General features: G+C 62.0%; 23 protein-coding genes. 10 read left to right on the top strand and 13 right to left on the bottom strand.

Features of this window, described 5'->3' with window-relative positions:
* Window positions 1-65 precede the first annotated feature (65 nt).
* The gene (locus CKW29_RS13085; protein WP_095146111.1) at window positions 66-785 is read left to right on the top strand and encodes a 16S rRNA (uracil(1498)-N(3))-methyltransferase; all 720 of its coding nucleotides are present in this window, start codon (window positions 66-68) and stop codon (window positions 783-785) included.
* A gap of 72 nt (window positions 786-857) precedes the next feature.
* Here CKW29_RS13085 and CKW29_RS13090 read toward each other — a convergent pair whose 3' ends face one another.
* The 3 genes from CKW29_RS13090 to CKW29_RS13100 are packed head-to-tail and all read right to left on the bottom strand — an operon-like array spanning window position 858 to window position 3,410.
* Complete coding sequence (locus CKW29_RS13090; protein WP_095081489.1) at window positions 858-1,760, bottom strand: transporter substrate-binding domain-containing protein; 903 nt, start codon at window positions 1,758-1,760, stop codon at window positions 858-860.
* 29 nt (window positions 1,761-1,789) lie between these two features.
* Complete coding sequence (locus tag CKW29_RS13095; RefSeq protein WP_095146109.1) at window positions 1,790-2,140, bottom strand: RidA family protein; 351 nt, start codon at window positions 2,138-2,140, stop codon at window positions 1,790-1,792.
* Between the two features lie 28 nt (window positions 2,141-2,168).
* The gene (locus tag CKW29_RS13100; RefSeq protein WP_095146107.1) at window positions 2,169-3,410 is read right to left on the bottom strand and encodes a D-amino acid dehydrogenase; all 1,242 of its coding nucleotides are present in this window, start codon (window positions 3,408-3,410) and stop codon (window positions 2,169-2,171) included.
* A gap of 107 nt (window positions 3,411-3,517) precedes the next feature.
* Between CKW29_RS13100 and CKW29_RS13105 the strand changes: the two genes are divergently transcribed.
* Window positions 3,518-4,450, top strand: coding sequence for a LysR family transcriptional regulator (locus tag CKW29_RS13105; RefSeq protein WP_095146105.1), 933 nt, complete (start codon window positions 3,518-3,520; stop codon window positions 4,448-4,450).
* On the opposite strand, the gene CKW29_RS13110 is transcribed toward CKW29_RS13105, so the two are convergent.
* The 9 genes from CKW29_RS13110 to pilG all read right to left on the bottom strand — a co-directional run bounded on the left by CKW29_RS13110 (window position 4,438) and on the right by pilG (window position 16,181).
* Entirely contained in the window at window positions 4,438-5,055 is a 618-nt protein-coding gene (locus CKW29_RS13110; RefSeq protein WP_095146104.1) for a hemolysin III family protein, read from the bottom strand. The two genes, CKW29_RS13105 and CKW29_RS13110, sit on opposite strands and share 13 nt — an antisense overlap.
* Window positions 5,056-5,190: 135 nt before the next feature.
* On the bottom strand, window positions 5,191-5,613 hold the full coding sequence (locus CKW29_RS13115; protein WP_095146102.1) for a hypothetical protein: 423 nt from the start codon (window positions 5,611-5,613) through the stop codon (window positions 5,191-5,193).
* The gene (locus tag CKW29_RS13120) at window positions 5,606-6,205 is read right to left on the bottom strand and encodes a nucleotidyltransferase domain-containing protein (protein WP_095146167.1); all 600 of its coding nucleotides are present in this window, start codon (window positions 6,203-6,205) and stop codon (window positions 5,606-5,608) included. The genes CKW29_RS13115 and CKW29_RS13120 overlap by 8 nt, the downstream gene beginning before the upstream one ends.
* A gap of 69 nt (window positions 6,206-6,274) precedes the next feature.
* Window positions 6,275-6,733 (bottom strand): chemotaxis protein CheW, encoded by a 459-nt coding sequence (locus tag CKW29_RS13125; RefSeq protein ID WP_095148637.1) that lies wholly within the window; start codon window positions 6,731-6,733, stop codon window positions 6,275-6,277.
* Complete coding sequence (locus CKW29_RS13130; protein WP_095148638.1) at window positions 6,726-12,647, bottom strand: Hpt domain-containing protein; 5,922 nt, start codon at window positions 12,645-12,647, stop codon at window positions 6,726-6,728. Before CKW29_RS13130 ends, CKW29_RS13125 begins: the two co-directional genes overlap by 8 nt.
* A gap of 38 nt (window positions 12,648-12,685) precedes the next feature.
* The gene (locus CKW29_RS13135) at window positions 12,686-14,746 is read right to left on the bottom strand and encodes a methyl-accepting chemotaxis protein (protein WP_095146096.1); all 2,061 of its coding nucleotides are present in this window, start codon (window positions 14,744-14,746) and stop codon (window positions 12,686-12,688) included.
* 56 nt (window positions 14,747-14,802) lie between these two features.
* The gene (locus tag CKW29_RS13140) at window positions 14,803-15,342 is read right to left on the bottom strand and encodes a chemotaxis protein CheW (protein ID WP_095146095.1); all 540 of its coding nucleotides are present in this window, start codon (window positions 15,340-15,342) and stop codon (window positions 14,803-14,805) included.
* A gap of 10 nt (window positions 15,343-15,352) precedes the next feature.
* The gene (gene pilH / locus CKW29_RS13145; protein ID WP_095081505.1) at window positions 15,353-15,718 is read right to left on the bottom strand and encodes a twitching motility response regulator PilH; all 366 of its coding nucleotides are present in this window, start codon (window positions 15,716-15,718) and stop codon (window positions 15,353-15,355) included.
* 58 nt (window positions 15,719-15,776) lie between these two features.
* A complete protein-coding gene (gene pilG, locus CKW29_RS13150; RefSeq protein WP_095081507.1) occupies window positions 15,777-16,181 on the bottom strand; it encodes a twitching motility response regulator PilG in 405 nt (134 codons plus the stop codon).
* Window positions 16,182-16,443: 262 nt separating this feature from the next.
* On the opposite strand from pilG, the gene gshB reads away from it, so the two are divergent.
* The 7 genes from gshB to CKW29_RS13185 all read left to right on the top strand — a co-directional run bounded on the left by gshB (window position 16,444) and on the right by CKW29_RS13185 (window position 22,573).
* Window positions 16,444-17,415: a glutathione synthase gene (gene gshB / locus CKW29_RS13155; protein ID WP_095146093.1), complete on the top strand. Its 972-nt coding sequence runs from the start codon at window positions 16,444-16,446 to the stop codon at window positions 17,413-17,415.
* Window positions 17,416-17,682: 267 nt separating this feature from the next.
* Entirely contained in the window at window positions 17,683-18,582 is a 900-nt protein-coding gene (locus CKW29_RS13160) for an energy transducer TonB (protein ID WP_095148639.1), read from the top strand.
* A 100-nt stretch (window positions 18,583-18,682) separates the two neighbouring features.
* The gene (locus tag CKW29_RS13165) at window positions 18,683-19,252 is read left to right on the top strand and encodes a YqgE/AlgH family protein (RefSeq protein WP_095146089.1); all 570 of its coding nucleotides are present in this window, start codon (window positions 18,683-18,685) and stop codon (window positions 19,250-19,252) included.
* A complete protein-coding gene (ruvX, locus tag CKW29_RS13170) occupies window positions 19,252-19,689 on the top strand; it encodes a Holliday junction resolvase RuvX (protein WP_095146087.1) in 438 nt (145 codons plus the stop codon). Before CKW29_RS13165 ends, ruvX begins: the two co-directional genes overlap by 1 nt.
* A gap of 81 nt (window positions 19,690-19,770) precedes the next feature.
* On the top strand, window positions 19,771-20,274 hold the full coding sequence (gene pyrR / locus CKW29_RS13175) for a bifunctional pyr operon transcriptional regulator/uracil phosphoribosyltransferase PyrR (protein ID WP_095146085.1): 504 nt from the start codon (window positions 19,771-19,773) through the stop codon (window positions 20,272-20,274).
* A gap of 26 nt (window positions 20,275-20,300) precedes the next feature.
* Window positions 20,301-21,305 (top strand): aspartate carbamoyltransferase catalytic subunit, encoded by a 1,005-nt coding sequence (locus CKW29_RS13180; protein WP_095146083.1) that lies wholly within the window; start codon window positions 20,301-20,303, stop codon window positions 21,303-21,305.
* Complete coding sequence (locus CKW29_RS13185; RefSeq protein ID WP_095146082.1) at window positions 21,302-22,573, top strand: dihydroorotase; 1,272 nt, start codon at window positions 21,302-21,304, stop codon at window positions 22,571-22,573. The genes CKW29_RS13180 and CKW29_RS13185 overlap by 4 nt, the downstream gene beginning before the upstream one ends.
* Before the next feature lie 115 nt (window positions 22,574-22,688).
* On the opposite strand, the gene CKW29_RS13190 is transcribed toward CKW29_RS13185, so the two are convergent.
* The gene (locus CKW29_RS13190) at window positions 22,689-23,108 is read right to left on the bottom strand and encodes an NINE protein (protein ID WP_095081518.1); all 420 of its coding nucleotides are present in this window, start codon (window positions 23,106-23,108) and stop codon (window positions 22,689-22,691) included.
* Between the two features lie 249 nt (window positions 23,109-23,357).
* On the opposite strand from CKW29_RS13190, the gene CKW29_RS13195 reads away from it, so the two are divergent.
* On the top strand, window positions 23,358-23,975 hold the full coding sequence (locus tag CKW29_RS13195) for a C40 family peptidase (RefSeq protein WP_095146080.1): 618 nt from the start codon (window positions 23,358-23,360) through the stop codon (window positions 23,973-23,975).
* The last annotated feature ends 42 nt before the right edge of the window (window positions 23,976-24,017 follow it).

The raw sequence follows: 24,017 nt of genomic DNA on the forward strand, positions 1-24,017 counted from the left end.
CGCCACAAAAAACCGTTCCCGCAAATCAGTGTCAAGCTACATCCGACTTTTTACAGAGAACAGAAATGAGACTGTCCCGCTTCTTTATCGACGCCCCCTTGAGCCTCGGCGAACATGAATTGCCCGAGGCCCAGGCGCATTACATCAGCCGCGTGCTGCGCATGGCCGAAGGCGATGCCCTGCAAGTGTTCGACGGTTCTGGCCAGGAATTTCGCGGCACCCTGGCGGAAGTCGGCAAGAAGCGTGTACGGGTAGCGTTGACGGAAAGCTTCGCCGGGCAAATCGAGTCGCCCCTGCAGATTCATCTGGGCCAGGGCCTGTCCCGTGGCGAGCGCATGGACTGGGCGATACAGAAAGCCACCGAGTTGGGCGTGAACGAAATCACCCCGATCTTCAGTGATCGCTGCGAAGTCCGGCTCAAGGACGAACGCGCCGACAAACGCCTGCAACACTGGCGTCAGGTGGCGATCAGTGCCTGTGAGCAATGCGGTCGCTCACGAGTGCCGGTGATTCATCCACCTGTACTGTTGGCCGACTGGCTCAAACACACCGAAGCCGAGCTCAAGCTGGTACTGCACCCGGTGGCCGAGCCGCTGGTGAGCCATGCAAAACCCGCGACCCTGGCCTTCCTGATCGGCCCGGAAGGCGGCTTGACGGAGGCTGAAGTCGAACAGGCCCAAGGCGCGGGCTTCCATTCCGCTCGCCTCGGTCCACGGGTGTTGCGCACCGAGACCGCGCCGGTGGTGGCGCTGGCGGTGGCCCAGCAGTTGTGGGGGGATTTCTAGAAACCCAAGGTTTGATCGTTCCCACTCGTTGATCGTTCCCACGCAGGAGCACGGGAACGATCTGCGCTGAGGTTACTGCACCGGATCACTCACCGGCTTGGCGATGATGGCCTTGAGTTCGCTGGTCATCGGGAATTCAAGGTTCAGGCCTTTGGGCGGGATCGGCTGCTCGAACCAGCGCTGGTAGATCCCGTTGATTTCACCCGAGCTGTAGAGGTCGGCCAGCGTCCCGTTGACCAGTGCGAGGAACTGCGGATCGTCCTTGCGCACCATGCAGCTGTAGATTTCCCGCGACTGCTCTTCCCCGACCACCACCCACTTGTGCGGATCGCGGGCCTTGGCGCGCTCGCCGTAGAGCAACGCGTCGTCCATGTAAAACGCTGCCGCCCGACCCGATTGCAGCATCTGGAAGGCTTCGCCGTGGTCCTTGGCGCTGATCACGAACATGTCAATCTTGTGGTCGACGTTGTAGCTTTTCAGGAAGCGCTCGTTGGTGGTGCCAGCGGTGGTCACCACATTCTTGCCGCGTAGATCGGCGAAGCTCTTGATGCCGCTATCGTTGGCGGTCAGCAACTGGCCTTTGACGTAGATAAACCCGTAGGAAAACGCCACCTGCTTCTGCCGCTCAGCCGTCACCCCGGTCGACCCGCACTCCAGGTCCACGGTGCCGTTCTGCACCAACGGGATTCGGGTTTGCGAGGTCACCAGGTTGTACTTCACCTTGAGTTCGGGCAACGCCAGTTTCTGCTGGATACGCTCGACAATCTTGCTCGCCAGGTCCACCGAGTAGCCCATGGGCTGGCCCGAGTGATCCCCCACGTAGGAGAATGGCACCGACGCATCGCGGTAGCCCAGGGTGATGCTGTTGGCACTGGCGATCTTGCCCAGGGTGCCGGTCAACGGCGCTTCGTTCGCCTGGGCTTGAGTGCCGAGCAACAGGCCCAGGGTGCAGGCAATCAACGTGATTTTTTGCATTGTTATTCTCCGTTGTGGGTAAGAGGTGTTTATCGACGAGCCGCGATGACGGTAATTTCCACCAAGACCTGCGGGCGAGCCAGTTCGGCCTGCAAGGTGGTGCGGCTCGGTGCCTGGCTCGGCGACAACCAGGCCGACCAGACTTCATTCATGGCCGCAAAATCCTGCTCGATGTTTTTCAGGTAAATGGTCGCACTGAGCAGATGATCCTTGTCGCTGCCCGCTTCGGCCAGCAATGCATCAATCTTCTCCAGCACTTCGCGGGTCTGCCCGGTGGCATCGCTGGCATCGCCAGGCACCTGGCCTGAGAGAAAGACCAGGTCGCCAAAGGTTACGGCGCCGGACAGACGTGGGTTGGTGTGGAGGCGGGTGATGGTCATCTGACGTTCCTTCTCAGTAGGTAAGCGTTCAGGCCGCACGCGGTGTGAAGCCCTGCAGGTCGATGGAGGGGCGGCGCTGGCCGATCAGCTCGCTGAGCAGCCGGGCACTGCCGCAGGCCAGGGTGAATCCCAGCGCGCCATGGCCGAGGTTGAGCCACAGATTGCGATACGCCGTGGCGCCCAACAGCGGTACGCCACTGGGGGTGGCCGGGCGCATGCCGGCCCATTCGACAGCCGAGTCGTAAGCCCCGGCATCGGGAAAGGTGTCACGCGCCTGGCGCTTGATCAGGGCCAGTCGCTTGGGGTCCAGCGCCGGGTCGAAACCGACGATGTCGACCATTGCCGCCACCCGCAACTGCTCGCCGATACGGGCGTAGACAATCTTGCGGTCGTAGTCGGTGATGCTCAGGTCCGGCGCGCGGTGTTCGGCGCCGATCGGCACGGTCAGGCTATACCCCTTGAGCGGGTACAACGGCAGATTCAAGCCGGGCAGCGCCAGATGCGGGCTGCGATGGCCGGCAGCGATCACCAACTGATCCACCGGCAACACCTCGCCGCCCAGTTCGATGGCGGTCACCGCGCCACTGGCATGGCGAATCCCGGTCACGGCCTGCCCCAGTCGAAACTCGCAGCGACCGGAAGCCTGCAAGCGTGCCGCCAATTGCAGGCAAAAGCCATGGCAATCGCCGACTTCTTCATCCGGGGTGTAAATCGCTCCCACAAACGGTGCATCGGCCAGGGCGGGGTCAAGGCGCGCGCACTCGGCTTGCGACAGCACCTGCTGTTGCTGCGGATCGGCAAGACTGCCGCGACCATGGTCGAAGCTTGCGGCCTGGCGAAAGGTCACCAGTTTGCCGTTGCGCCGCCAGTTGAAACCGCCCAATGAATCCTCGTCGCGCCAGGTTTGCAGGGTGGACTGGCTCAACAGCGCCAGGCGCAACAGATGGGCAGCGTTAGCGCGGTTGACCGAGGACCGGCAGGCCCCCAGGAAGGACGCCATCCAGCGCCATTGCGCCGGGTCGAAACGCGGGCGCAGCTTCAGCGGGGAGTCGCCACGCAGCATCCAGCCGATGGCCTGCAAGGGCACACCGGCATCCGCCAGCGGCGCCACGTAGCGATAGGACAACTGGCCGCCGTTGGCGAAACTGGTTTCGCTGCCCAACGACTCGCGGGCCTCGACCAGGGTCACCGCTACGCCCTCGCGAACCAGCGCGTAAGCCGTTGCCAGGCCAATGACGCCACCACCGATGATGCACACTCGCTGAGCCATGTCAGTCCTTAAGCGTTATTCAGACGAGCCCGAGGTTAGAGCCAGGTGACAGGCGTCGAACAATGAATAAAGATGCCAATCCCATAAACAAAGGTTATGGACTTGTCATGCGCCTTCGCCACATCGAGATTTTCCAGGCCATCCGCCAGACCGGCACGGTCAGCGGTGCCGCGCAATTGCTGCACGTCTCCCAGCCTGCGGTAACCAAGGTGCTGCAGCACGCCGAGCAGCAGTTGGGGTTCCCGCTGTTTCTAAGGGTGCGCGGCAAGTTACAGGCGACCCCCGAAGCCCTGGAACTGGAGCGCGAGGTCGACAAGGTCACGGAAAGCCTGCAAGGGGTGCGGCGCTTGGCCCAGAGCCTGCGCCGCGAGCCAGGCCACAGCCTGCGGATTGGCGCGACACCGGCGCTGGCCCTGTCGCTGCTGCCACCGGCGATCCATGCCTGGACCCGGCACTACCCGGACATCGTCTGCGAGTTGTCCAGCGCCCACAGCCGCGAACTGGTGCAGAACCTGTTGATGCGCGAAATCGATGTCGCCCTGACCCTGCAACTGCCCGACCACCCGGGGCTCAAGGCCCAGGCGCTGGCCTGTGGGGTGCTGGTGGCGTTGGCGCCGGCCGGTTACTGGCCGAGCGAAGATGAGGGCAAGCCGCTGCCGCTGATGGCCCTGGCCGGTGCGCCGTTGATCGGGCTGTCGAGCGCCGACCCGCTGTCCGCACGGCTCGACAGTTACCTGAAAGCCGTCGAGCCGCCCCCGCGCGTCAGCATCGCCGTGCAGACATACTCACTGGCCAGGGCCATGGTCGAATCCGGTGCCGGGCTGGCCGTGATCGACCCGTTCACCGCGCTGGGTGCTGCGCCGAGCACAACCGCCATCCGCCCGATGGCACCACCGCTGCCGATCACCTTGTATGCCGTGACCCGCGCCGATGAACCTCCGCCCCATACCCTCAGCGATTTGCTGACAATCTTCAGCCAGCGCGCGCAGGAGCAGTTGAATCGCCTGGTCGGTCACTCACCGCCAAGTCAGATCACATAAAACAGAATCGCCACGAAATGCAGCACGCTGCCGGCGATGACAAACAGGTGCCAGATACCGTGGGCATGGCGCAGCCGGCTGTCGAGGGCAAAGAAGATAATGCCCACCGTATAAAACACCCCACCCGCCGCCAGCCAGGCGAAGCCGGCGGCACCCAGGGCGGCGATCAACGGCTTGACCGCCACCAGCACGATCCAGCCCATCACGGCGTAGATCACGATCGACAGGATCCGCGCCTCGGAACGCGGCTTGATCTCTTGCAGCATGCCGATCACCGCCAACCCCCAGACGATCCCGAACAACGTCCAGCCCCAGGGCCCGCGCAGGGTCACCAGGCAGAATGGCGTGTAACTGCCGGCAATCAGCAGGTAGATCGACAGGTGGTCGACCTTCTGCATGATCCGCTTCGCCCGCCCGCGCACGCTGTGATAGACCGTCGAAACGCTGTACAGCACAAGCAGGGTCACCCCGTAGATCGTCACGCTGACGATCTTCCAGGGACTGCCGTCGACGCTGGCAATCACCAGCAGCCAGACCGCCCCGATAAACGCCGCAACCGCCCCGAACAAATGGCTCCAGGCGTTGAATCTTTCCCCGTGGTACATGTGCCTCTCACCTCAAAGTCACAACGACGGCGTGCAAGGCTAAAGGCTGACAACACTGAAAGTGCATTATTTCCAAAGTACGCAGCATGAAACAAACAAGTGCTCACCTATTCAACCGACGCAGACTCATGGCACTCAACCTGCGAGGGCTTTCTCGATACGGGTCAGCATTTCTTGCGTACCGCCCAGCAATTGCGCAAGCAGCGACTCATCGTCATCCATGTATCCCTCGTACTCCGCCAGATTTCTGCGTTCGTGGCACAAGGCAAATAATCGAACCTGAAGCTTGCTCAATCCAGCGGTATGAATCAGGCACTGAAAGACAAGATAGCGCTTGTCCGAGCGATAGCCATGCAAACGCAACGCAGTGAGCGCAATGGCATGGGCCGCGTTGTAGGCCAGGTCAAACCGGCTGGCAAATGAGAGTTGTGGACTACTCGCATCCCTCAAGCGATCTGTCGCGGAGCGCATTAACCCTTCACACTCCTTTCGGTCAGGTGGCTCGCTTTTCAGTGCTCCACTATGCAGCAGGTTTTCCAGACTCTCATTGCTACCCATCCTTGGCCTCCAAAGGGTTTTCACCTATCAGGTTGATCTTTTCCTGTTGCGCTACCCGTTGTACGAAGCTGTTGCCCGATGCCAGTTTCCCGGCCCAGTCTTCAGGGGTGTAGAGCGTCGGATTGAGCGGACGGCCAAGTTGTTCCTCCATGGGCATCAGTCGCTCCATCACTTCACTGTAGTGCAGGCCTTCCCCGATCAGCATCAGGTCTATGTCACTGGATGCGTTTGCCTGATCCTTGGCAATGGATCCGTAGACGAATGCCCAAACCAATTGATCCGCGAATGGCGCCAAGACAAGACGCAGTGGCTCGGCAATACCAAAGGTTTTTCGCACAATACCCAACAGCTCCGGATAGATCGGGCACTGCGGATTAGCCTGGTAATGGGTCTGATTACCCTGACGGGTCATGCTCAATACACCTACCGACTGCAAGCGCCCCAACTCTCGCATCAAGCTGCCTTTACCCACTTGGGCCCAACGAGCAATTTCATTGGCATAAAAGCTTTGATCCGGTTTGCCGTAGAGCAATCCCAGCACTTTTTGCTGAGTCACGGTAAATAGCGCATTACTGAGCGATAGCGTTTGCAAAGCAATCACCAATGAGTCCCAAAAAGAGAACGATAGGTCCCTTTTTGAGACCTATCAAGCCAAGCCTGATTAAACGGCCAACCCCGCCCCCACCAGCAGCTCTTCCAGCGCCAGCAGGTCCGGGATTTTCGCCACCTGGTCAGCGATTTGCACCGCCGCCTTTTCCAGGGTGCAGAGCGGCACGTCGACGTAGCTCAACTGGCTGTCGAGCTTGTACGAGCGCGGGATGCCTTGAACCAGCAAGGCAATGAACTTGAGGTTCGGCCGGCCGCTCAGGGTGTTGAGGACGACGATGCGCGCGCGCTCGCCGATGACGGTTTTCTGGCCGCAGGCCGATTCGAAGCTCAGCAGCGGGATCTTGCGGTCGCGCCAGTTCACCTGCCCCAGGTACCAGGGCGGTGAGTCGAGGTCGAAGGCGCCGGGTTGGTAGTCGATCAGCTCGGCCACCGCGACGTTGGGCAGGATCAACGTGCGATCGGCCAAGGGCAGCAACAGCCCGATGAGATGGCTGGAGCGGTGTTCAAGCATGGGTTTTGCTCCACAAGGCGATGCTTTCGAGCAACACCGATTCCTGGTACGGCTTGCCGAGGTAATCATTGACGCCGATGGCCATCGCCCGGTCGCGGTGCTTCTGACCGGTGCGAGAAGTGATCATGATGATCGGCAGGTGCTGCAAGCGCGGGTCGTTGCGCACTTGCATGGCCACTTCGAAGCCGTCCATGCGCGGCATTTCGATGTCCAGCAGCATCAGGTCGGGCATGTGCTCTTCCAGCACCAGCATGGCGTCCACCCCGTCCTTGGCGGTCAGTACGTTCATGCCGTGGCGTTCCAGCAACCGGCTGGTGACCTTGCGCACGGTGACCGAGTCATCGACCACCAGCACCAGCATCGAACGCTGGGTCTCTGTCTCAGCGCTGGATGGCGGCCGCCGTTGCTGGGCCGGTACGTGCGCCTGCATCGCCCGCAGCGGTGCCAACAGGTCGAGAATCAGCACCACCCGGCCATCGCCGAGAATGGTCGCACCGGACAAACCCTGCACTGCGGCGAACTGCGGACCGAGACTTTTGACCACAATCTCCCGGGTCCCCGCCGTCGCGTCGACCTGCACCGCGATATGCCGCTCGTTGCACTGCACCAGCAGCACCGGCAACGGCAGGCTCTGGCCCAGGAGTTTCGGGCGGACACTGGTTTTCAGCAATTCGCCCAGATAACACAGCTCGTAACGCTGCCCCGCGTACTCATACTGCGGTGGATCAAGCTGGTAGTAAGCATCCAGTTCGTTGGGCAGCACGCGCACGATGCCTTCGATGGTGTTCAACGGGATGGCGTACTGATCCTCGGCACACTGCACCATCAAGGCCCGGTTGACCGAGACCGTGAACGGCAGGCGAATGCGAAAATGCACACCTTTGCCAGCGGTCGAGTCGATGCTCATCGAACCACCCAGTTGCCGCACCTCCTCGTGGACCACGTCCATGCCGACACCACGCCCGGAGATCTGGGTGATTTTCTCGGCCGTGGAAAACCCGGGCTGCAGAATGAACTGCAACACATCACGGTCGCTGATGTCGCTCTCGGGGGCGAGCAGGCCCCGCTTGATCGCCTTGCGTCGAACGGCGTCCAGCGGCACGCCGGCACCGTCGTCACGGATATCGAAAATAATGTCCCCGCCCTCACGGGACAGGTCCAGGGTAATCAGGCCTTTCTCGGGCTTGCCGGCGGCGCGGCGCACCTCGGCGGACTCCAGGCCATGGTCGACGGCGTTGCGCAGCATGTGCTCCAGCGGTGCTGCCATGCGCTCCAGGACATTGCGGTCCATCTCGCCCTCCGCATTGCCGACGACGAACTCGACGTCCTTGCCCAACTCGCTGGAGACCTGCCGCACGATGCGCTTGAGGCGTGGCAGCATGCGCTCGAACGGCACCATGCGCGTGCGCATCAGGCCTTCCTGCAGCTCGGTGTTGATCCGCCCCTGCTGCTGCAGCAGGTTCTCGGCGTCTTGGTTGCGCCGCTCGAGGGTTTCCTTGAGGTCGAGCAAGTCGGAGGCGGACTCGAACAACGCCCGCGACAGTTGCTGCAACTGCGAGTGGCGGTCCATTTCCAGCGGATCGAACTCTTCGTAGCCCAGCCGCTCGGCCTCGACCTGCTGCCGACTGAGAATCCGCCCCTGGGTTTCGGTATCCAGGCGTCGCAGTTGATCGCGCATGCGCTCGAGGGTGGTTTCAATCTCGCTCAACGTCACTCGGGCATCGTTGACTTGCTGTTCGATACGCCCGCGAAAGATCGAGGTCTCCCCGGCCAGGTTCACCAGGTCGTCGAGCAGCTCGGCGGACACCTTGACCATGTCGGCGCCGGTCTCCGGTTGCGGCATGGGCGGCTCGGGCTTGCTCACCGGCACCGCCTCGACCCCCTTCGCCGAGTGCTCGCCCGCGATCGGGTGACTGAAGCCCTTGATGGCCTCGATCAGGCTATCGGCCGGCTGCACCGGCTGACCGGCACGGGTGGCGTCGAGCATCTGTGCCAGTCGATCATGACTGCGCTGCAACAACCCGAACAGCTCGGCAGTGGCCTGCAGCAGGCCGGTCGACAGGCCTTCGTATAAAAATTCGAGCTCATGGGCCAGGTCGCCAATCGGGGCAATTTCGACCATCCGCGCACCGCCCTTGAGGGTGTGCAGGTCGCGCAGCAGGGTTTCCATTTCCTGACGGTTTTGCGGGTCCGCCTGCCAACGCGTCAGCGCCGCACCGGAACTGTCGATGATGTCGAACCCTTCCTCGAGGAAGATTTCCAGCAATTCCGGATCGTGATTCGCCGCATCCTGTGCGAGCGCAGGCTCGTCCGGTTCGGCGGGGCCAACGCAGTGTTGGCGTTGGCGCCACTGCTCAATAGCCTTGATCAGCGCAGCGCAATCACCCAGTGGTTGCTGCTCGTGCAGTTGCTCCAGCAGTTGTTCCAGGCGGTCGTGGCTGCGCTGCAACAACAGCGCCAGCTCGGCGCTGTAGCTGAAACGCCGATCCACCAGCCCCTCGTACAGGCTTTCCAGCTCATGGGCCAGGTCACCGACCGGCCCGACCTCGGCCATCCGCGCCCCCCCCTTGAGGGTATGCAAGTCGCGTTGCAACGACGACAAGGGCGCGCCGTTCTCCGGGTCAGCCAGCCAGCGCTGCAAGGCTTGCCCGGCGCTTTCCAGAATATCCACCGCCTCTTCGAGGAAGATCGACACCATTTCATCATCGGTATCGAGCGTCGCGGTCGGGTCCTGTTCCAGTCCGGACGTGGCGCTACCCAGCTCGGTAATGCTCAGAGTGCGGCCGCCCTCGCTACGGATCAGGCCCAGGGCAGAAGGATCAAGACCTTCACCGAGCAAATCACGCAGGGCGCGCACCCGCGCAGGCTGATGGCTGACTTCCTGGCCGGCGGCCAGTTCGTCGAGCATGTTGATCAAGGCTTCGTGAGCACTTTGCGCCTCGAAGAAAAACCGCTCGCTGACGGCAAGGCTGCTTTCTTCCACCGCGCCGTAAAGGTCGAGCAAGGCTTCGCACAGCTCATCCACCGGGTGCAGATCGGCCAGATGGGCGCCCTCTCCCAGCGTGGTCAGCTCATCCAGCAACGCGCTGAGTTCCTGTCGTTCGCCAGGATGCTGCTGCCAGCGTTTCAACAGGCTTTCGGCATCCAGCAGGATGTCCATGCCCTGGGCCAGGAAATTATTGATCAGCTGCGGATCACGCTTGATCCGCAGGCCCGTGTTCGGGGAGTTGAGTACGGCTTCCAGGCGTTCGGCAAGCAGTGCCCGGGCGCGTTCGATCACCCCTTGGGCACCTTGAATGGCCTGCAGCGGGTCGTTTTTCAACTGCTTCAAACCCTGGCGCAACAGCCCCTCGGCCTCCAGCAGCAACTCGACCTCATCCAGGTCCAGTGCAATCAGGTGCGCCTTGTACTCGCGGGCCAACTGATCCAGTGGCGCCGCCAGCTCGGCAATCGGCAGTACGCCGGCCATCGATGCGCTGCCCTTGAGGGTGTGCAACGCGCGCTGCAATTCGTCGCTGGCCTGCAGAGGCACATGTTCCGCGGCCTGGTCGAGAAAGCGGTTGAGACTGGCGAGGTGGCTTTGCGCTTCGTTGCGAAAGATCTCCAGCAACTGCGGATCGGCCGCGGTGGCACCCGCCCGAACAAGCGGCTCCGAGGCCCCTGCCCCCCTGGCCAGGCCGTGGGCACGGGCGGCCAGGCGGTCGACATCGTCACGCTGGCGCTGGGCATTGCCGGCGAACTCGGCCACCAGTTCCGGCAGCAGTTGCAGCACGTCACGCAACAGGTCCCGCACCTGTGGACCGGGTTCGACACTGTGTTCCAGCACCCGATTGAGCAGGTTTTCCACGGCCCAGGCCAGTTCACCCAGCACCAGTGCGCGAACCATGCGCCCACTGCCTTTCAAGGTGTGGAACGCGCGCCGCAATTCGCTCAGCGCCGAGGTACTGTCGGGGTTGGACGACCAGCGCGGCAAGTACTCGCGCAGGATGTCCAGCACCTCGTCGGTCTCCTCGAGGAACACTTCCCGCAGCTCGTCATCCACCGGCGCTTCGTCGCTCGGCGGCGGCAGCAGACTGCCCGGCGTTATCAGGGCCGGCGGATTGACGGCCGACACCGGGCTCGCCAGCACGTCGGCCAGCGACTGCACGGTCTGAGGATCGGACAGCGCCTGCAGATCCGCCATCAGGTGCGGGTCGTCGGAGTCGAGTACCTCATCGAGCACCGGCACATGAACATCGCAGGGCACATAGCCGAGCGCCGCCAGGCTTTGCTCGGCCACATCGAGCAACGGCTCACCGAGGGTTTGCGGGTCTTCGTTCAAGCGTTCCAGGTAATACTCGATGCTGGTGATGGCATCGGCCAGGCTGTCGAGCTGCTGCCAGTGCGGCGGGGCCTGATCCACCAACAGGTGCTCGCGAATGTAGCTGTTGCAGGCTTCGAGCAGGCTCGCTCCACGGCTCAGCGGGATCATCGCCAGCGCCCCCCGGACCTGGGTCAGCAAGGCCGGCAGCGGTTGTAACAGCTGCCGGTCCCACTCGGCGTCGATGTAGTCGACGATCATGTCCTTGGCCTGCTGCAGGCAGAGCCGGGCTTCCTTGATGACGATCTGGTGAATCTGGGTCAGGTCGGTGGTCGGCAAGCGGCTCTCTTCACGGCTTTCCTCGACAATGCCCACCATGCCGGCCAGGGTCGCCTCGACATAGAGCAAGGCACCGGCGACGTCCATCAGGATCGCGTCGTTCGGTTCGCGCTGGCCCTGCGCCAGACTCTGGACCACCGCCAGTTGATCAATGATGACCTTGCGCGGCTGACCGAAGCCGAGCACCGCCAGGGTGTCGGCGATTTGCCGCAACGGGGCCAACAAGCTGTCGAGGTCCGAGGTGTGCTGACGGTCGCTGCGCACGAACAGGTCCAGGCGCTCCTTGACCCGCACCAGTTCCTCGCACAGCGCGGCCAGCACCGAGCGCATGGCGTCACGGTCAGGCCCGGCCAGGCGTGCGCGCTCTTCATCGACCACGGCACTGTCAGGCAAGGCTTCATCGAGCCCATAACGATCTTTCAGGGTTTGCATCTGTGCGCTGGGGTACTGCGCCTTGGCGATATAAAACAGCAAGCTCTTGAGCAGTTCAGGCGGGGCGGGCTGATTGATGCCCGGCATCCCTTGCTCAAACAGGCGCTTGAGTTCCTTGTCGGCCTCCTTGAACAAACTGCGCAGCGCCGGGCTGTTGCCGATGCGCCCGTCGATCATGCCTTCGACCAGGGCCGAAGCCACTTGCCACAGGGGGCTGAGCGGAGCATCGCCGCACAGCGCCTCAAGACGGCTGAAGACCTTGGCCAGGTAACCAAGATTGGTCCCATCGTCCTGTTCGCGCAGCAAACCGACCAGGCCCATCTGCAGCATTTGCCGCACCTTGCGCAGGACGTTCGGCAAGTCCACGGGCGCCAGCAGCGCCAGCTGCGCATCATCCAGCGCCGGCAGATCCTGCAGTTGCGGACTGAACAGGCTGGTTTCCGATAACAGGCTTTCGCCACGGGCGCTGCGCAGGTCGTTGATCAGTGGCAATACCACCAACGGCAAATCACGGCGGGCACTGTGTACGCGATCCAGGTAGATCGGCAGCTGGCCAAGGGCCTGTTGCAGCAGGCGAATGGCTTCCTGACGATGGCTCACGCTGCCTCGCAGCAAGGCGGCGGCAAGCTGTTCCATTTCCTCGGCGAGCAAGGCCGCGCCGTAGAACTCGACCATCTGCAAACTGCCGTGAACCTGATGTATGCCTGTCAGGCACTCTTCGAGCGCGTGCATGGCCTGCGGGTCCTCGACCAGATTGTCGAGGGCAAAGTAGGCCTGCTTCAGCGTTTCGGCAATTTCGCCCTTGACCCACTCGAGGGCCACATAGTCGTGCCGATCACCCATAACCACTCCACTCAAAGTTCGTTCCCGACAGGCCTTGTTCAGGCGTTGTCAGTGCTGCGCGCAGGCTGCGCAGGTAAGGTAAAACCGGACACCGAGCGCCGTAACTGACTGGCCATTTTTGCCAGGTTGCCAATGCTTTCGGCGGTGGCCGTGGAGCCCGACGACGTTTGCGTGGTGATCTGCTGGATCACGTTCATCGTCAAGGAAATCTGTCCTGCCGAAGTCGTCTGCTGCTGTGCCGCGTTGGAAATACTCTGGATCAACGCCGCGAGGGTCTTGGAAACGCCTTCGATTTCTTCCAGGGCCACTCCGGCATCCTGCGCCAGACGCGCGCCACGCACCACCTCGGTGGTGGTCTGCTCCATGGAAATCACCGCTTCGTTGGTATCGGCCTGAATCGCCCGTACCAGGGTTTCGATCTGCCGGGTGGCCGCCGAGGAGCGTTCGGCCAGCCGCTGGACTTCGTCGGCCACCACCGCAAAACCGCGCCCGGCATCGCCGGCCATGGAGGCCTGGATCGCCGCGTTGAGCGCAAGAATGTTGGTCTGGTCGGCGATGTCGTCGATCAGGCTGACAATGTCACCGATTTCCTGGGACGACTCGCCCAGGCGCTTGATGCGCTTGGCCGTGTCCTGGATCTGTTCACGAATGTTGTCCATGCCGTGGATGGTGTTATGCACCACCTCGTTGCCCTTGTTGGCAATTTCCACCGAGCGCTCGGCCACCGCCGAGGACTCGGCGGCGTTGGCCGACACTTGGTCGATGGACTGGGCCATGTCGTTGATCGCGGTCGAGGCTTCGCTGATCTGCTGCGCCTGATGCTCCGAAGCCTGGGCCAGGTGCATCGCCGTGGCCTGGGTTTCCTGCACCGCGGCGGCTACCTGGCCCGCCGTCAGGTTGATGGTCGCCACCAGGTCGCGCAACTGATCGACCGAGTAGTTGATCGAGTCGGCAATGGTGCCCGTGAAGTCTTCGGTCACCGAGGCCGTCACCGTCAGGTCGCCGTCAGCCAGGTCTTCGATCTCGTCGAGCAGGCGCATGATCGCGTTCTGGTTGCGCTCGTTCTTCTCGGCGGTTTCGCGCAACTGGCGGTTGGTTTCGCGAACCATCACCAGGCCGATCAGGATGATCGACATCAAGGCCAACAGGCCAAGAACGTAGCCGCCGATGGTATCGGTGGAGCGCCCGCCGACCAGGTTCTCAAAGCCGCTGGCCAGGTGCGAGGCTTCATCGAGCAAGGTCTGCGACAGGCTGAAAATGTTGCCCGCCGACTCCCGGACCTTGAACAGCTCCGGTGAGGTTTCGAGGATTTCATCGACGGAGCCGGAAACGAACTCGAACAGTTCGGAGATTTCGGTCAGGCGCGCCCGGGCATCGTGGTCTTCGACCTGGCTGACTTTGAGTGCCGGGTTGCCCTGGAGCATGCCATTGAGCACCTGCCCGAAGCGCGCGGCATCGCGCCCGAACACATCGGCCGCCTGCTGGGCATTTTCATCGCCGGCCAGCACCGTGTTGACCGCGCCGAGGATGCGTTCGGCGAGCAACGACTGGCGCTGGGCCATGGCCACCTGGGCGGCCGGTGCACCGCGTTGCAGAAGGATCTCGACCACTTTCTCGTATTCGACCTGCAACTGCGGCACGGTTTCGGCCAGGGTCGCGGCCACCTGGTGCAGCGAGAGCACGGTCTGTTCGCTGGAGAGGATCGCGTCGGTATTCTTCAGCAGGCGTTCCCAGTCCAGCTGCACGGCGCGCATTTGCGGGCGTACCGCCGCCGGCGCTGGCGGCAGGCCGGTGCTCGGGTCGCCTTTCTTCAAGTACCCCCAGCGTCGGGCAAAGTCGTTGCGCGCATCACTGAGCAGCTTGAACGCGGCGGCCTTGCCCGCGGCGGCTTCCGTGGCATTCTTGGCGATGCGCTGGGACAGCACCCGCAGTTCGCCGGCATGGCCGATGTATTGCTTGTCGTAGGAGGCCTGCGTGTTGAGGTAGGCGAAGTTGGCGAACAACAGCACGATGAACACAATCAACGCGATGAACAGCGCAATGATTTGCGAGCGACTGCGCGACCCTTCGGTAGAGGTGCCTGTGTTTGGATTTATCATCGATCTTCGCCTGTTGACCCACGCCCTTGTGAAACCTGCCAGCACACCCGCTCGGATCACAGGGCCACGTCCATGAATCGTGGTGACTGCGCCAGGGCGAACGGGCTGAAGACCTGCCAGCGTTGCTCGCGCTCGAACCGGCCTTTGATGAACATCCCTGCCGGCCCCTCTTGTGTACCCGGTGAAACCGGCTCGAACCGGGCCTGATCGAAATGCTGCATGCCCAGCACCTCGTCGACGAGCAACCCGACGAACACCTCGTTGTATTCCACCACCAGCACCCGCCGCTGCTTGCGCTGTGCCGACAACTCCTCACCGAAGAACCCGCACAGGTCCATCAACGGCAACAAGCGCCCGCGCAGGTTGGCCACGCCCTTGACCCACGACTTGACCCCGGGCAACTGGGTAAAGCGTGGTTCATGCAACACCTCGCTGACTTCCCCCATGGGAGCCACGTACCAGCGCTCGCCCAGACGAAAGCCGATCCCGCTCCAGCCGTGGTTGCGGGTGGGTTGGGACGGCAGGTCAGCCGCCAGCAGGCGACAGCGTTGGTCGATCTGCAGCAGCAATTCGAAGGCAGTCAGCGACTCGGCCATGGCTCAGCCGTCAGTCCGCCAGTACGGCGTTCAGCGTCTTGATCAGGGTGTCTTCGTCCACCGGCTTGGTCAGGTAATCCCTGGCGCCCTGGCGGGTGCCCCAGACCTTGTCGGTCTCCTGATCCTTGGTGGTGATGATGATCACCGGGATGTGCCCGGTTTCCGGGTCCTTGGTCAGTTGGCGGGTCGCCTGGAACCCGTTGAGGCCGGGCATGACGATGTCCATCAGCACCGCGTCGGGTTTTTCCTGACGGGCCAGCGCCACGCCGTCGGCGCCATTTTCCGCTTTCAACACTTCGTGACCGTGCTTTTCCAGCATGCCGGTCAGTTTGTACATTTCAGTCGGCGAATCATCGACGATCAGAATACGTGCCATGGTCTTCCCCATTTTTTATCGGCGCAGGGCCCGTTGGCCGAGCGTCACTGTGCGTGTCCTACTGCGGCAAATCGGCGGCAAACCCCGGTACATGGGCCTGGATCGCGCTCAGCAGTTCTTCCTTGCTGAAGGGTTTGGTCAAAAACTGATCGGAACCGACAATCCGCCCCTTGGCCTTGTCAAACAAACCGTCCTTGGACGACAGCATAATCACTGGCGTGGATTTGAACGCACTGTTGTTCTTGATTAAAGCGCAGGTCTGATAGCCATCCAGGCGAGGCATCATGATGTCGACAAAAATGATCCCGGGATGGTGATCGGCAATCTTGGCCAGGGCATCGAAACCGTCAATGGCGGTGATCACCTCGCAACCGGCATTGCGCAGCAATGTTTCAGCGGTGCGGCGAATCGTCTTCGAATCGTCGATCACCATGACCTTCAGGGCGTTGGGATGCTGTGCCATAGTTGCTCTACCATCGCCTTTGCGAATCAGTTTGTACGTTAGCCGGTGACCGGTGGTCCGAAACCCTTGATGTTCAAGGGCCAGCGCGACATGCCAGTCTTTTTAGCACAGTCTCCCACTCCAATCTATCGGCCGGCCAGCGTGGTGGTTTTTCCTTGACCGGGAACACACTCAGCGCCACTCTGACGCCACTTTTTCATGCCATTTTGAACCCCGTTTTCTACCCCAGATCAGGGGCCACCCCATTTTCGAGGAAAAACCCATGAGCGTTCGCGTCGGGATTGTCATGGACCCAATCGCCAACATTGCCTACAAGAAGGACAGTTCGCTGGCCATGCTGCTGGCGGCCCAGGCCCGTGGCTGGGAGCTGTTCTACATGGAGCAGCGCGACCTGTACCAAGGCGAAGGCGAAGCCCGCGCGCGCATGCGCCCGCTGAAAGTCTTCGCCAACCCGGAAAAATGGTTTGAGCTGGAAGCCGAGACCGATGCGCTGCTGAGCGATCTGGACGTAATCCTGATGCGCAAGGATCCGCCGTTCGACATGGAGTTCGTGTACTCCACCTACCTGCTCGAGCAAGCCGAGCGGGCGGGCGTGCTGGTGGTCAACAAGCCGCAGAGCCTGCGCGACTGCAATGAAAAACTGTTCGCCACGCTGTTCCCGCAGTGCACGCCGCCGACCGTGGTCAGCCGTCGCGCCGACGTGCTACGCGAATTCGCCGCCCAGCATGGCGATGTGATCCTCAAGCCGCTGGATGGCATGGGCGGCACCTCGATCTTCCGTCATCGCGCGGGCGACCCGAACCTGTCAGTGATCCTTGAGACCCTGACCGCGATGGGCACTCAGCAGATCATGGGCCAGGCCTACCTGCCGGCGATCAAGGACGGCGACAAGCGCATCCTGATGATTGACGGCGAGCCTGTGGATTATTGCCTGGCGCGGATTCCCGCTGCCGGCGAGACCCGGGGCAACCTGGCCGCTGGCGGCCGTGGCGAAGCCCGCCCGCTGAGCGACAAGGATCGCTGGATCGCCGCACAAGTCGGCCCGACCCTGCGTGAAAAGGGCTTGCTGTTCGTCGGCCTCGACGTGATTGGCGAGCACCTGACCGAAATCAACGTCACCAGCCCGACCTGCATTCGCGAGATCGACAATGCGTTTGGCACCAACATCGGCGAGATGCTGATGGCCGCCATAGAGAAGAAGCTGCAAGCTGCCAGCCACAAGCGGCAAGCTTGAGGCGCGTGGCGTAACGCTTGTCGCCTGAAACTTGAAGCTTGAAGCTTAAAACCAACATTGCGTTATCATGCGCAGCCTGTGAAACACGCGATGTTGGTTTTCTAGTGGCCTGTACGGTTAGTTTGTTAGCTCAAATTCGGATGCCCGCAGCCCAGAGCCAAGGCGCTATGACGAGTCATAGCCCGCTATGGCGAGGAACAGCAACGCAGGACATGGGCCGCTGGCGCCGAAGTTGACTAACAGAACCAACCACACAGGCCACTCGCCATGACCCTTCCATCCGATCTGCCCCCCGAACTCGCCCACCGCGGCGTGCGCCCGGCCGATCGCCTTGGATTTACCCTGTTTCTCGCGGCGTTGATTCACCTGGCCTTGCTGCTCGGTGTTGGCTTCACCCTGGTCGAGCCCCAGCAGGTCAGCAAAACCCTGGAAATCACCCTCGCCACCTTCAAAAGCGAAACCAAACCGCAAAAAGCCGATTTCCTGGCCCAGGAGAATCAGCAAGGCAGCGGCACCCTGGATAAAAAGGCCATTCCCAAGACCACCGAGGTCGCGCCCTTCCAGGACAACAAGGTGCAAAAAGTCACGCCACCGCCCGTGCCCAAGCCTCAAGTGCCGGAGGCCGCTCCCAAGGCGGCGGTAACCACGGTTGCGCCCGCACCGAAAAAGGCGCCGACCAAAAAAGAAGAAATCAAGACCGCTCCGTCCCCCAAGGTCGTGACGCCGACGTTCGACAGCGCGCAGCTGTCCAGCGACATCGCCAGCCTGGAAGCGGAACTGGCCAACGAACAACAGCTCTACGCCAAGCGCCCGCGCATCCACCGCCTCAATGCCGCGTCCACCATGCGCGACAAGGGTGCCTGGTATAAGGACGAATGGCGCAAGAAAGTCGAACGCATCGGCAACCTGAACTACCCGGACGAAGCACGCCGCAAGCAGATCTACGGCAATCTGCGCCTGATGGTTTCGATCAATCGCGACGGCTCGCTGTACGAAGTGCTGGTGCTGGAGTCCTCCGGCCAGCCGCTGCTCGATCAGGCGGCGCAGCGCATCGTTCGCCTGGCGGCGCCCTTTGCCCCCTTTACCGGCGATCTGTCGGACATCGACCGACTGGAAATCATCCGCACGTGGAAGTTTGCCCGTGGAGACCGGTTGTCGAGTAATTGAACACTGCCCTCACATCGGATCGGTGTCATTGCCGGGATTTGGGCATTTCCTGCGCATCCCCAGCTTGTCAGTTTGCCCCTCCAACGCCACACTAGCGCACATGAAGAACGTCAGCCCCAGCTACCTCAAGCATCACTTCCTGATCGCCATGCCACACATGGCCGACCCGAACTTTGCGCACACCTTGACCTACATCGTCGAGCACACGGCCAATGGTGCCATGGGCCTGATCATCAACCGTCCACAGGACCTGACCCTGGCGGACGTCCTTGAGCAATTGCGCCCGAACATCGAACCCTCCGTACTGTGCCAGCACGTACCGATTTTCACCGGCGGACCGGTGCAGACCGATCGCGGTTTTGTCCTGCACCCCATCGGCCAGACGTACCAGGCCACCGTCGAACTCGACGGCCTGGCGTTGTCGACGTCCCAGGATGTGCTGTTTGCCATCGCTGACGGCGTTGGCCCAGCTAAAAGCCTGATCGCCCTCGGCTACGCAGGCTGGGAAGCCGGTCAGCTGGAGGCCGAGCTGGCCGACAATGCCTGGCTGACCTGCCCGTTCGATGCCGACATCCTGTTCAATACCAGCAGCGAACTGCGCCTGGAAGCGGCGGCCAAGCACCTGGGCGTCAACCTCAGCCTGCTGATCAGCCAGGCGGGACACGCCTGATGGCCCTGCGTCTGATCCTCGGTTTTGACTACGGCACCAAGCAGATCGGCGTTGCCGTTGGCCAGGTCATTACCGGCCAGGCCCGCGAGCTGTGCACCTTGAAGGCACAGAACGGCATTCCGGACTGGAATCAGGTCGAAGCCCTGATCAAGGAATGGAAACCCGACGCCGTAGTGGTCGGCCTGCCGCTGAACATGGACGGTACGCCCAGCGACATGTGCGCACGCGCCGAGAAATTCGCCCGCCGCCTCAATGGCCGCTACAACCTGCCCTTTTATACCCACGATGAACGCCTGACCACCTTCGAAGCCAAGGGCGAACGCCTGGCGCGCGGCGGACAAAAAGGCAGCTACCGCGACAACCCCGTCGACGCCATCGCCGCCGCGCTGCTGCTGCAAGGCTGGCTCGACGAAAACACCGCATTGTTCGAATCCTGAAGAGCCGCGACAAGCGTCTCTCTTAGCTACAACCCGGGCCACATTCAGCCTGTACCGGCCCGGGCCCAAGAAGGAGCAACCATGAGCCTGCCCAATCCCGCCGAACTGATCAGCCAGATGGCGATCGACCTCAAGGCCCACCTTGAACATCGCAGCATCAGCGAACCGCGCTACATCGGTATTCGCACCGGTGGCGTGTGGGTCGCTCAAGCCTTGCTCGAAGCGCTTGGCAGCGATTCGCCATTGGGCACCCTGGATGTTTCCTTCTACCGTGACGACTTCAGCCAGAACGGCCTGCACCCACAAGTGCGCCCGTCCGAGCTGCCGTTCGAGATCGAGGGCCAGCACCTGGTGCTGATCGATGACGTGCTGATGAGCGGCCGAACCATCCGCGCCGCCCTGAACGAACTCTTCGATTACGGCCGCCCGGCCAGCGTCACCCTGGTCTGCCTGCTGGACCTGGACGCCGGTGAGCTGCCCATCAGCCCGGATGTTGTCGGCGCCACGCTGCCCCTGCCGCCCCATGAGCGGGTCAAGCTGTCGGGACCGGAACTCAAGCTTGAACTGCAAGACCTCGCCCTTTAATTCGCCCTTTTAAAGAGTCCATTGCGATGACGCCTCCAGACACCAAGCGCCCGCTGCAGCTCAATGATCAGGGCCAGCTGCGCCACTTCCTCTCGCTCGACGGCCTGCGCCGTGAGCTGTTGACGGAAATCCTCGACACCGCCGACTCGTTCCTTGAAGTCGGCGCCCGGGCGGTGAAGAAGGTCCCGTTGCTGCGCGGCAAGACCGTATGCAACGTGTTCTTCGAAAACTCCACCCGCACCCGTACCACCTTCGAACTGGCGGCCCAGCGGCTGTCGGCGGACGTGATCACCCTGAACGTGTCGACCTCGTCGGCGAGCAAGGGCGAAACCCTGCTCGACACCCTGCGCAACCTGGAAGCCATGGCCGCCGACATGTTCGTCGTGCGGCACGGCGACTCCGGCGCCGCGCACTTCATCGCCGAGCATGTCTGCCCACAAGTGGCGATCATCAACGGTGGTGACGGCCGTCACGCCCACCCGACCCAGGGCATGCTCGACATGCTCACCATCCGTCGGCACAAAGGCAGCTTCGAAAACCTCTCGGTGGCCATCGTCGGCGACATCCTGCATTCGCGGGTTGCTCGTTCGAACATGCTGGCCCTGAAAACCCTCGGTTGCCCGGACATCCGCGTGATCGCGCCAAAAACCCTGCTGCCGATCGGCATCGAGCAATACGGTGTGAAGGTCTACACCGACATGACCGAAGGCCTGAAAGACGTCGACGTGGTGATCATGCTGCGCCTGCAGCGTGAACGCATGACCGGTGGCCTGCTACCGAGCGAAGGCGAGTTCTACCGTCTGTTCGGCCTGACCACTGCACGCCTGGCCGGGGCCAAACCGGATTGCATCGTCATGCACCCGGGACCGATCAACCGCGGGGTGGAGATTGAGTCGGCGGTGGCCGATGGTCCGCACTCGGTGATTCTCAATCAGGTGACCTACGGGATCGCCATTCGTATGGCCGTATTGTCCATGGCCATGAGCGGGCAAACTGCCCAGCGCCAATTCGAGCAGGAGAACGCCCAGTGAAGCTCAGCATTCTCGGCGCCCGCGTCATCGATCCAAGCAGTGGCCTGGATCAAGTCAGCGATATCCACGTCGAAGCCTGCAAGATCGTCGCCATTGGCGCCGCGCCTGCCGGTTTCGTCGCGGCTCAAACCATCGAGGCTCAAGGCCTGGTGGTCGCCCCCGGCCTGGTCGACCTGAACGTCGCCCTGCGTGAACCGGGCTACAGCCGCAAAGGCACGATTGCCAGTGAAACCCGTGCCGCGGCGGCTGGCGGTGTCACCAGCCTGTGCTGCCCACCACGGACCAAGCCGGTGCTGGACACCTCGGCCGTGGCCGAACTGATCCTCGACCGCGCCCGCGAGGCCGGCAACGCCAAGGTGTTCCCGATTGGCGCATTGAGCAAAGGCCTGGATGGCGAACAGCTTGCAGAACTCATTGCCCTGCGCGATGCCGGCTGCGTGGCGTTCGGCAACGGCCTGGACAGTTTCCGCAACACCCGCACCCTGTGCCGGGCGCTGGAGTACGCGGCCACCTTCGACCTGACGGTGATCTTCCACTCTCAGGATCATGACCTGGCCGAAGGCGGCCTGGCTCACGAAGGCCCGACCGCCAGCTTCCTCGGTTTGCCGGGGATTCCGGAAACCGCTGAAACCGTGGCCCTGGCCCGTGACCTGTTGCTGGTGGAGCAGACCGGCGTGCGTGCGCACTTCAGCCAGCTCACCAGCGCTCGCGGTGTGGCCCTGATTGCCCAGGCGCAGGCCCGAGGGTTGAAGGTGACGGCCGACGTGGCGCTGTATCAGTTGATCCTCACCGATGAGGCGCTGATCGACTTCAACAGCCTGTATCACGTGCAACCGCCGCTGCGCACCCGCGCTGACCGCGATGGCCTGCGTGCTGCAGTGAAGTCCGGGGTGGTGCAAGCGATCTCCAGCCATCACCAACCCCACGAGCGTGATGCCAAGCTGGCGCCGTTCGGTGCGACCGAGCCAGGCATCAGCAGTGTTGAGCTGCTGTTGCCGCTGGCCTTGACCCTGGTGGAAGACGGCTTGCTCGACCTGCCGACCCTGCTCGCCCGCTTGAGCGCCGGTCCGGCCGAGGCCCTGCGCCTGCCCGCGGGCAAGCTGGCGGTGGGTGCTCAGGCGGACCTGGTGGTGTTTGACCCTGCTGCGTCTACCGTAGCGGGCGAGAACTGGCTGTCGAAGGGTGAAAACTGCCCGTTTGTCGGCCACAGTCTGCCGGGTGTGGTGCGCTATACCTTGGTGGACGGCCGGATCAGCCACCAGGCTTGAGGGGGCAAAGTGTAGGAGCGAGCGTGCTCGCGATGAACTCAAGCGCAACGCGTTTAATCAGAAAACACGCGTTATCGTTAACGTCCATCAGCACGCTCGCTCCTACTCCACCTGCTTAACGACTCTGCGCGTTGCGAATCGAAACCTGGTCATTCAACGTCCAGAAGTCGTACAGCACCCCAATCAAGAACAAACCACCCGTCAACAGGTACAGCAATCCGCTGATCCATTTCCCCTGATACATCCGGTGCAAACCGAACACGCCGAGAAATGTCAGCAGAATCCAGGCAACGTTGTATTCGATCGGCCCTGCGGTAAAACGCAGATCCGCTTCGCGATCCATGGCCGGGATCAGGAACAAGTCGATCAGCCAGCCAATCCCCAGCAAGCCGAAGGTGAAAAACCAGATCGTCCCGGTCACGGGCTTGCCGTAATAGAAGCGATGGGCGCCGGTGAATCCGAAAATCCACAGCAGGTAACCGATGACCTTGCTGTGCGTATCTTGATGCATTGCAGGCTGTTGATAGGTGTTCATAAAGACCTCGAACCACGCGATAGATAAATATTCTTGAATTCTTTGTGACTTTTTTACAGGCGCCCGACGTATGGCAAATGCTACCGTCACTTCCGTCCAGGCCTTGTAACACCTGACTTCTGTCCGACAATTGCGTCAGTTTGCCGCGTCTTTACCGCGTTTGACCGCCAGATTGAATCGACCAGCGGCCTCGGAACGGACAAAAAAGCTGTTATAAAGTTGCGCGCTAACTTATACGAGCCCTGCCTAATGCGTCCATTTTTCAAGACATGGCTAACCATTTGCCTATTACTGCCACTGGCCGCCCACGCCACCAATCGTGAGCAACGTCTTCCGAACGTTAATGGTTACACCCCTAAATCTCATGTTTCTGCCGCTACCAGCAAAAACAAACACTCGGTAAAAAGCCCGACTCAACTGAGCAAGGCCAACATGGTTCCGCCCATGGCGCCCAAGCAGAGCAGCGATGTATTGAGCCGCGCGGTGAACGTGCTCGGTACGCCTTATCGTTGGGGCGGCAGCAGCCCAAGTAAAGGCTTTGATTGCAGCGGCCTGGTGAAATACGCCTTCAATGACGTCGCCGAGATCGATCTGCCACGCACCTCCAATGCCATGGCCAGCGGTCACGGGTTGAAAGTCGAGCGCAAGGACCTGAAACCCGGCGACCTGATTTTCTTCAAGCTCAAGAGCCGCCGGGTGAACCACGTTGCCATCTACCTGGGCAACGACCGCTTCATCCATGCGCCACGTCGCGGCAAGTCGGTGTCCATCGACACCTTGAACAAACCGTACTGGAACAGCCACTACGTGGTTGCCAAGCGGGTTCTGCCGAAAGAGCCGAACACCATGCGCATCGCCCAGCGCTGATTGAACGCAGAATCAGCGTGGCGAGGGAGCCTGCTCCCTCGC

Source organism: Pseudomonas sp. Irchel s3a18 (genome assembly GCF_900187535.1).
In the GTDB taxonomy this organism is placed as follows: Bacteria; Pseudomonadota; Gammaproteobacteria; order Pseudomonadales; family Pseudomonadaceae; genus Aquipseudomonas.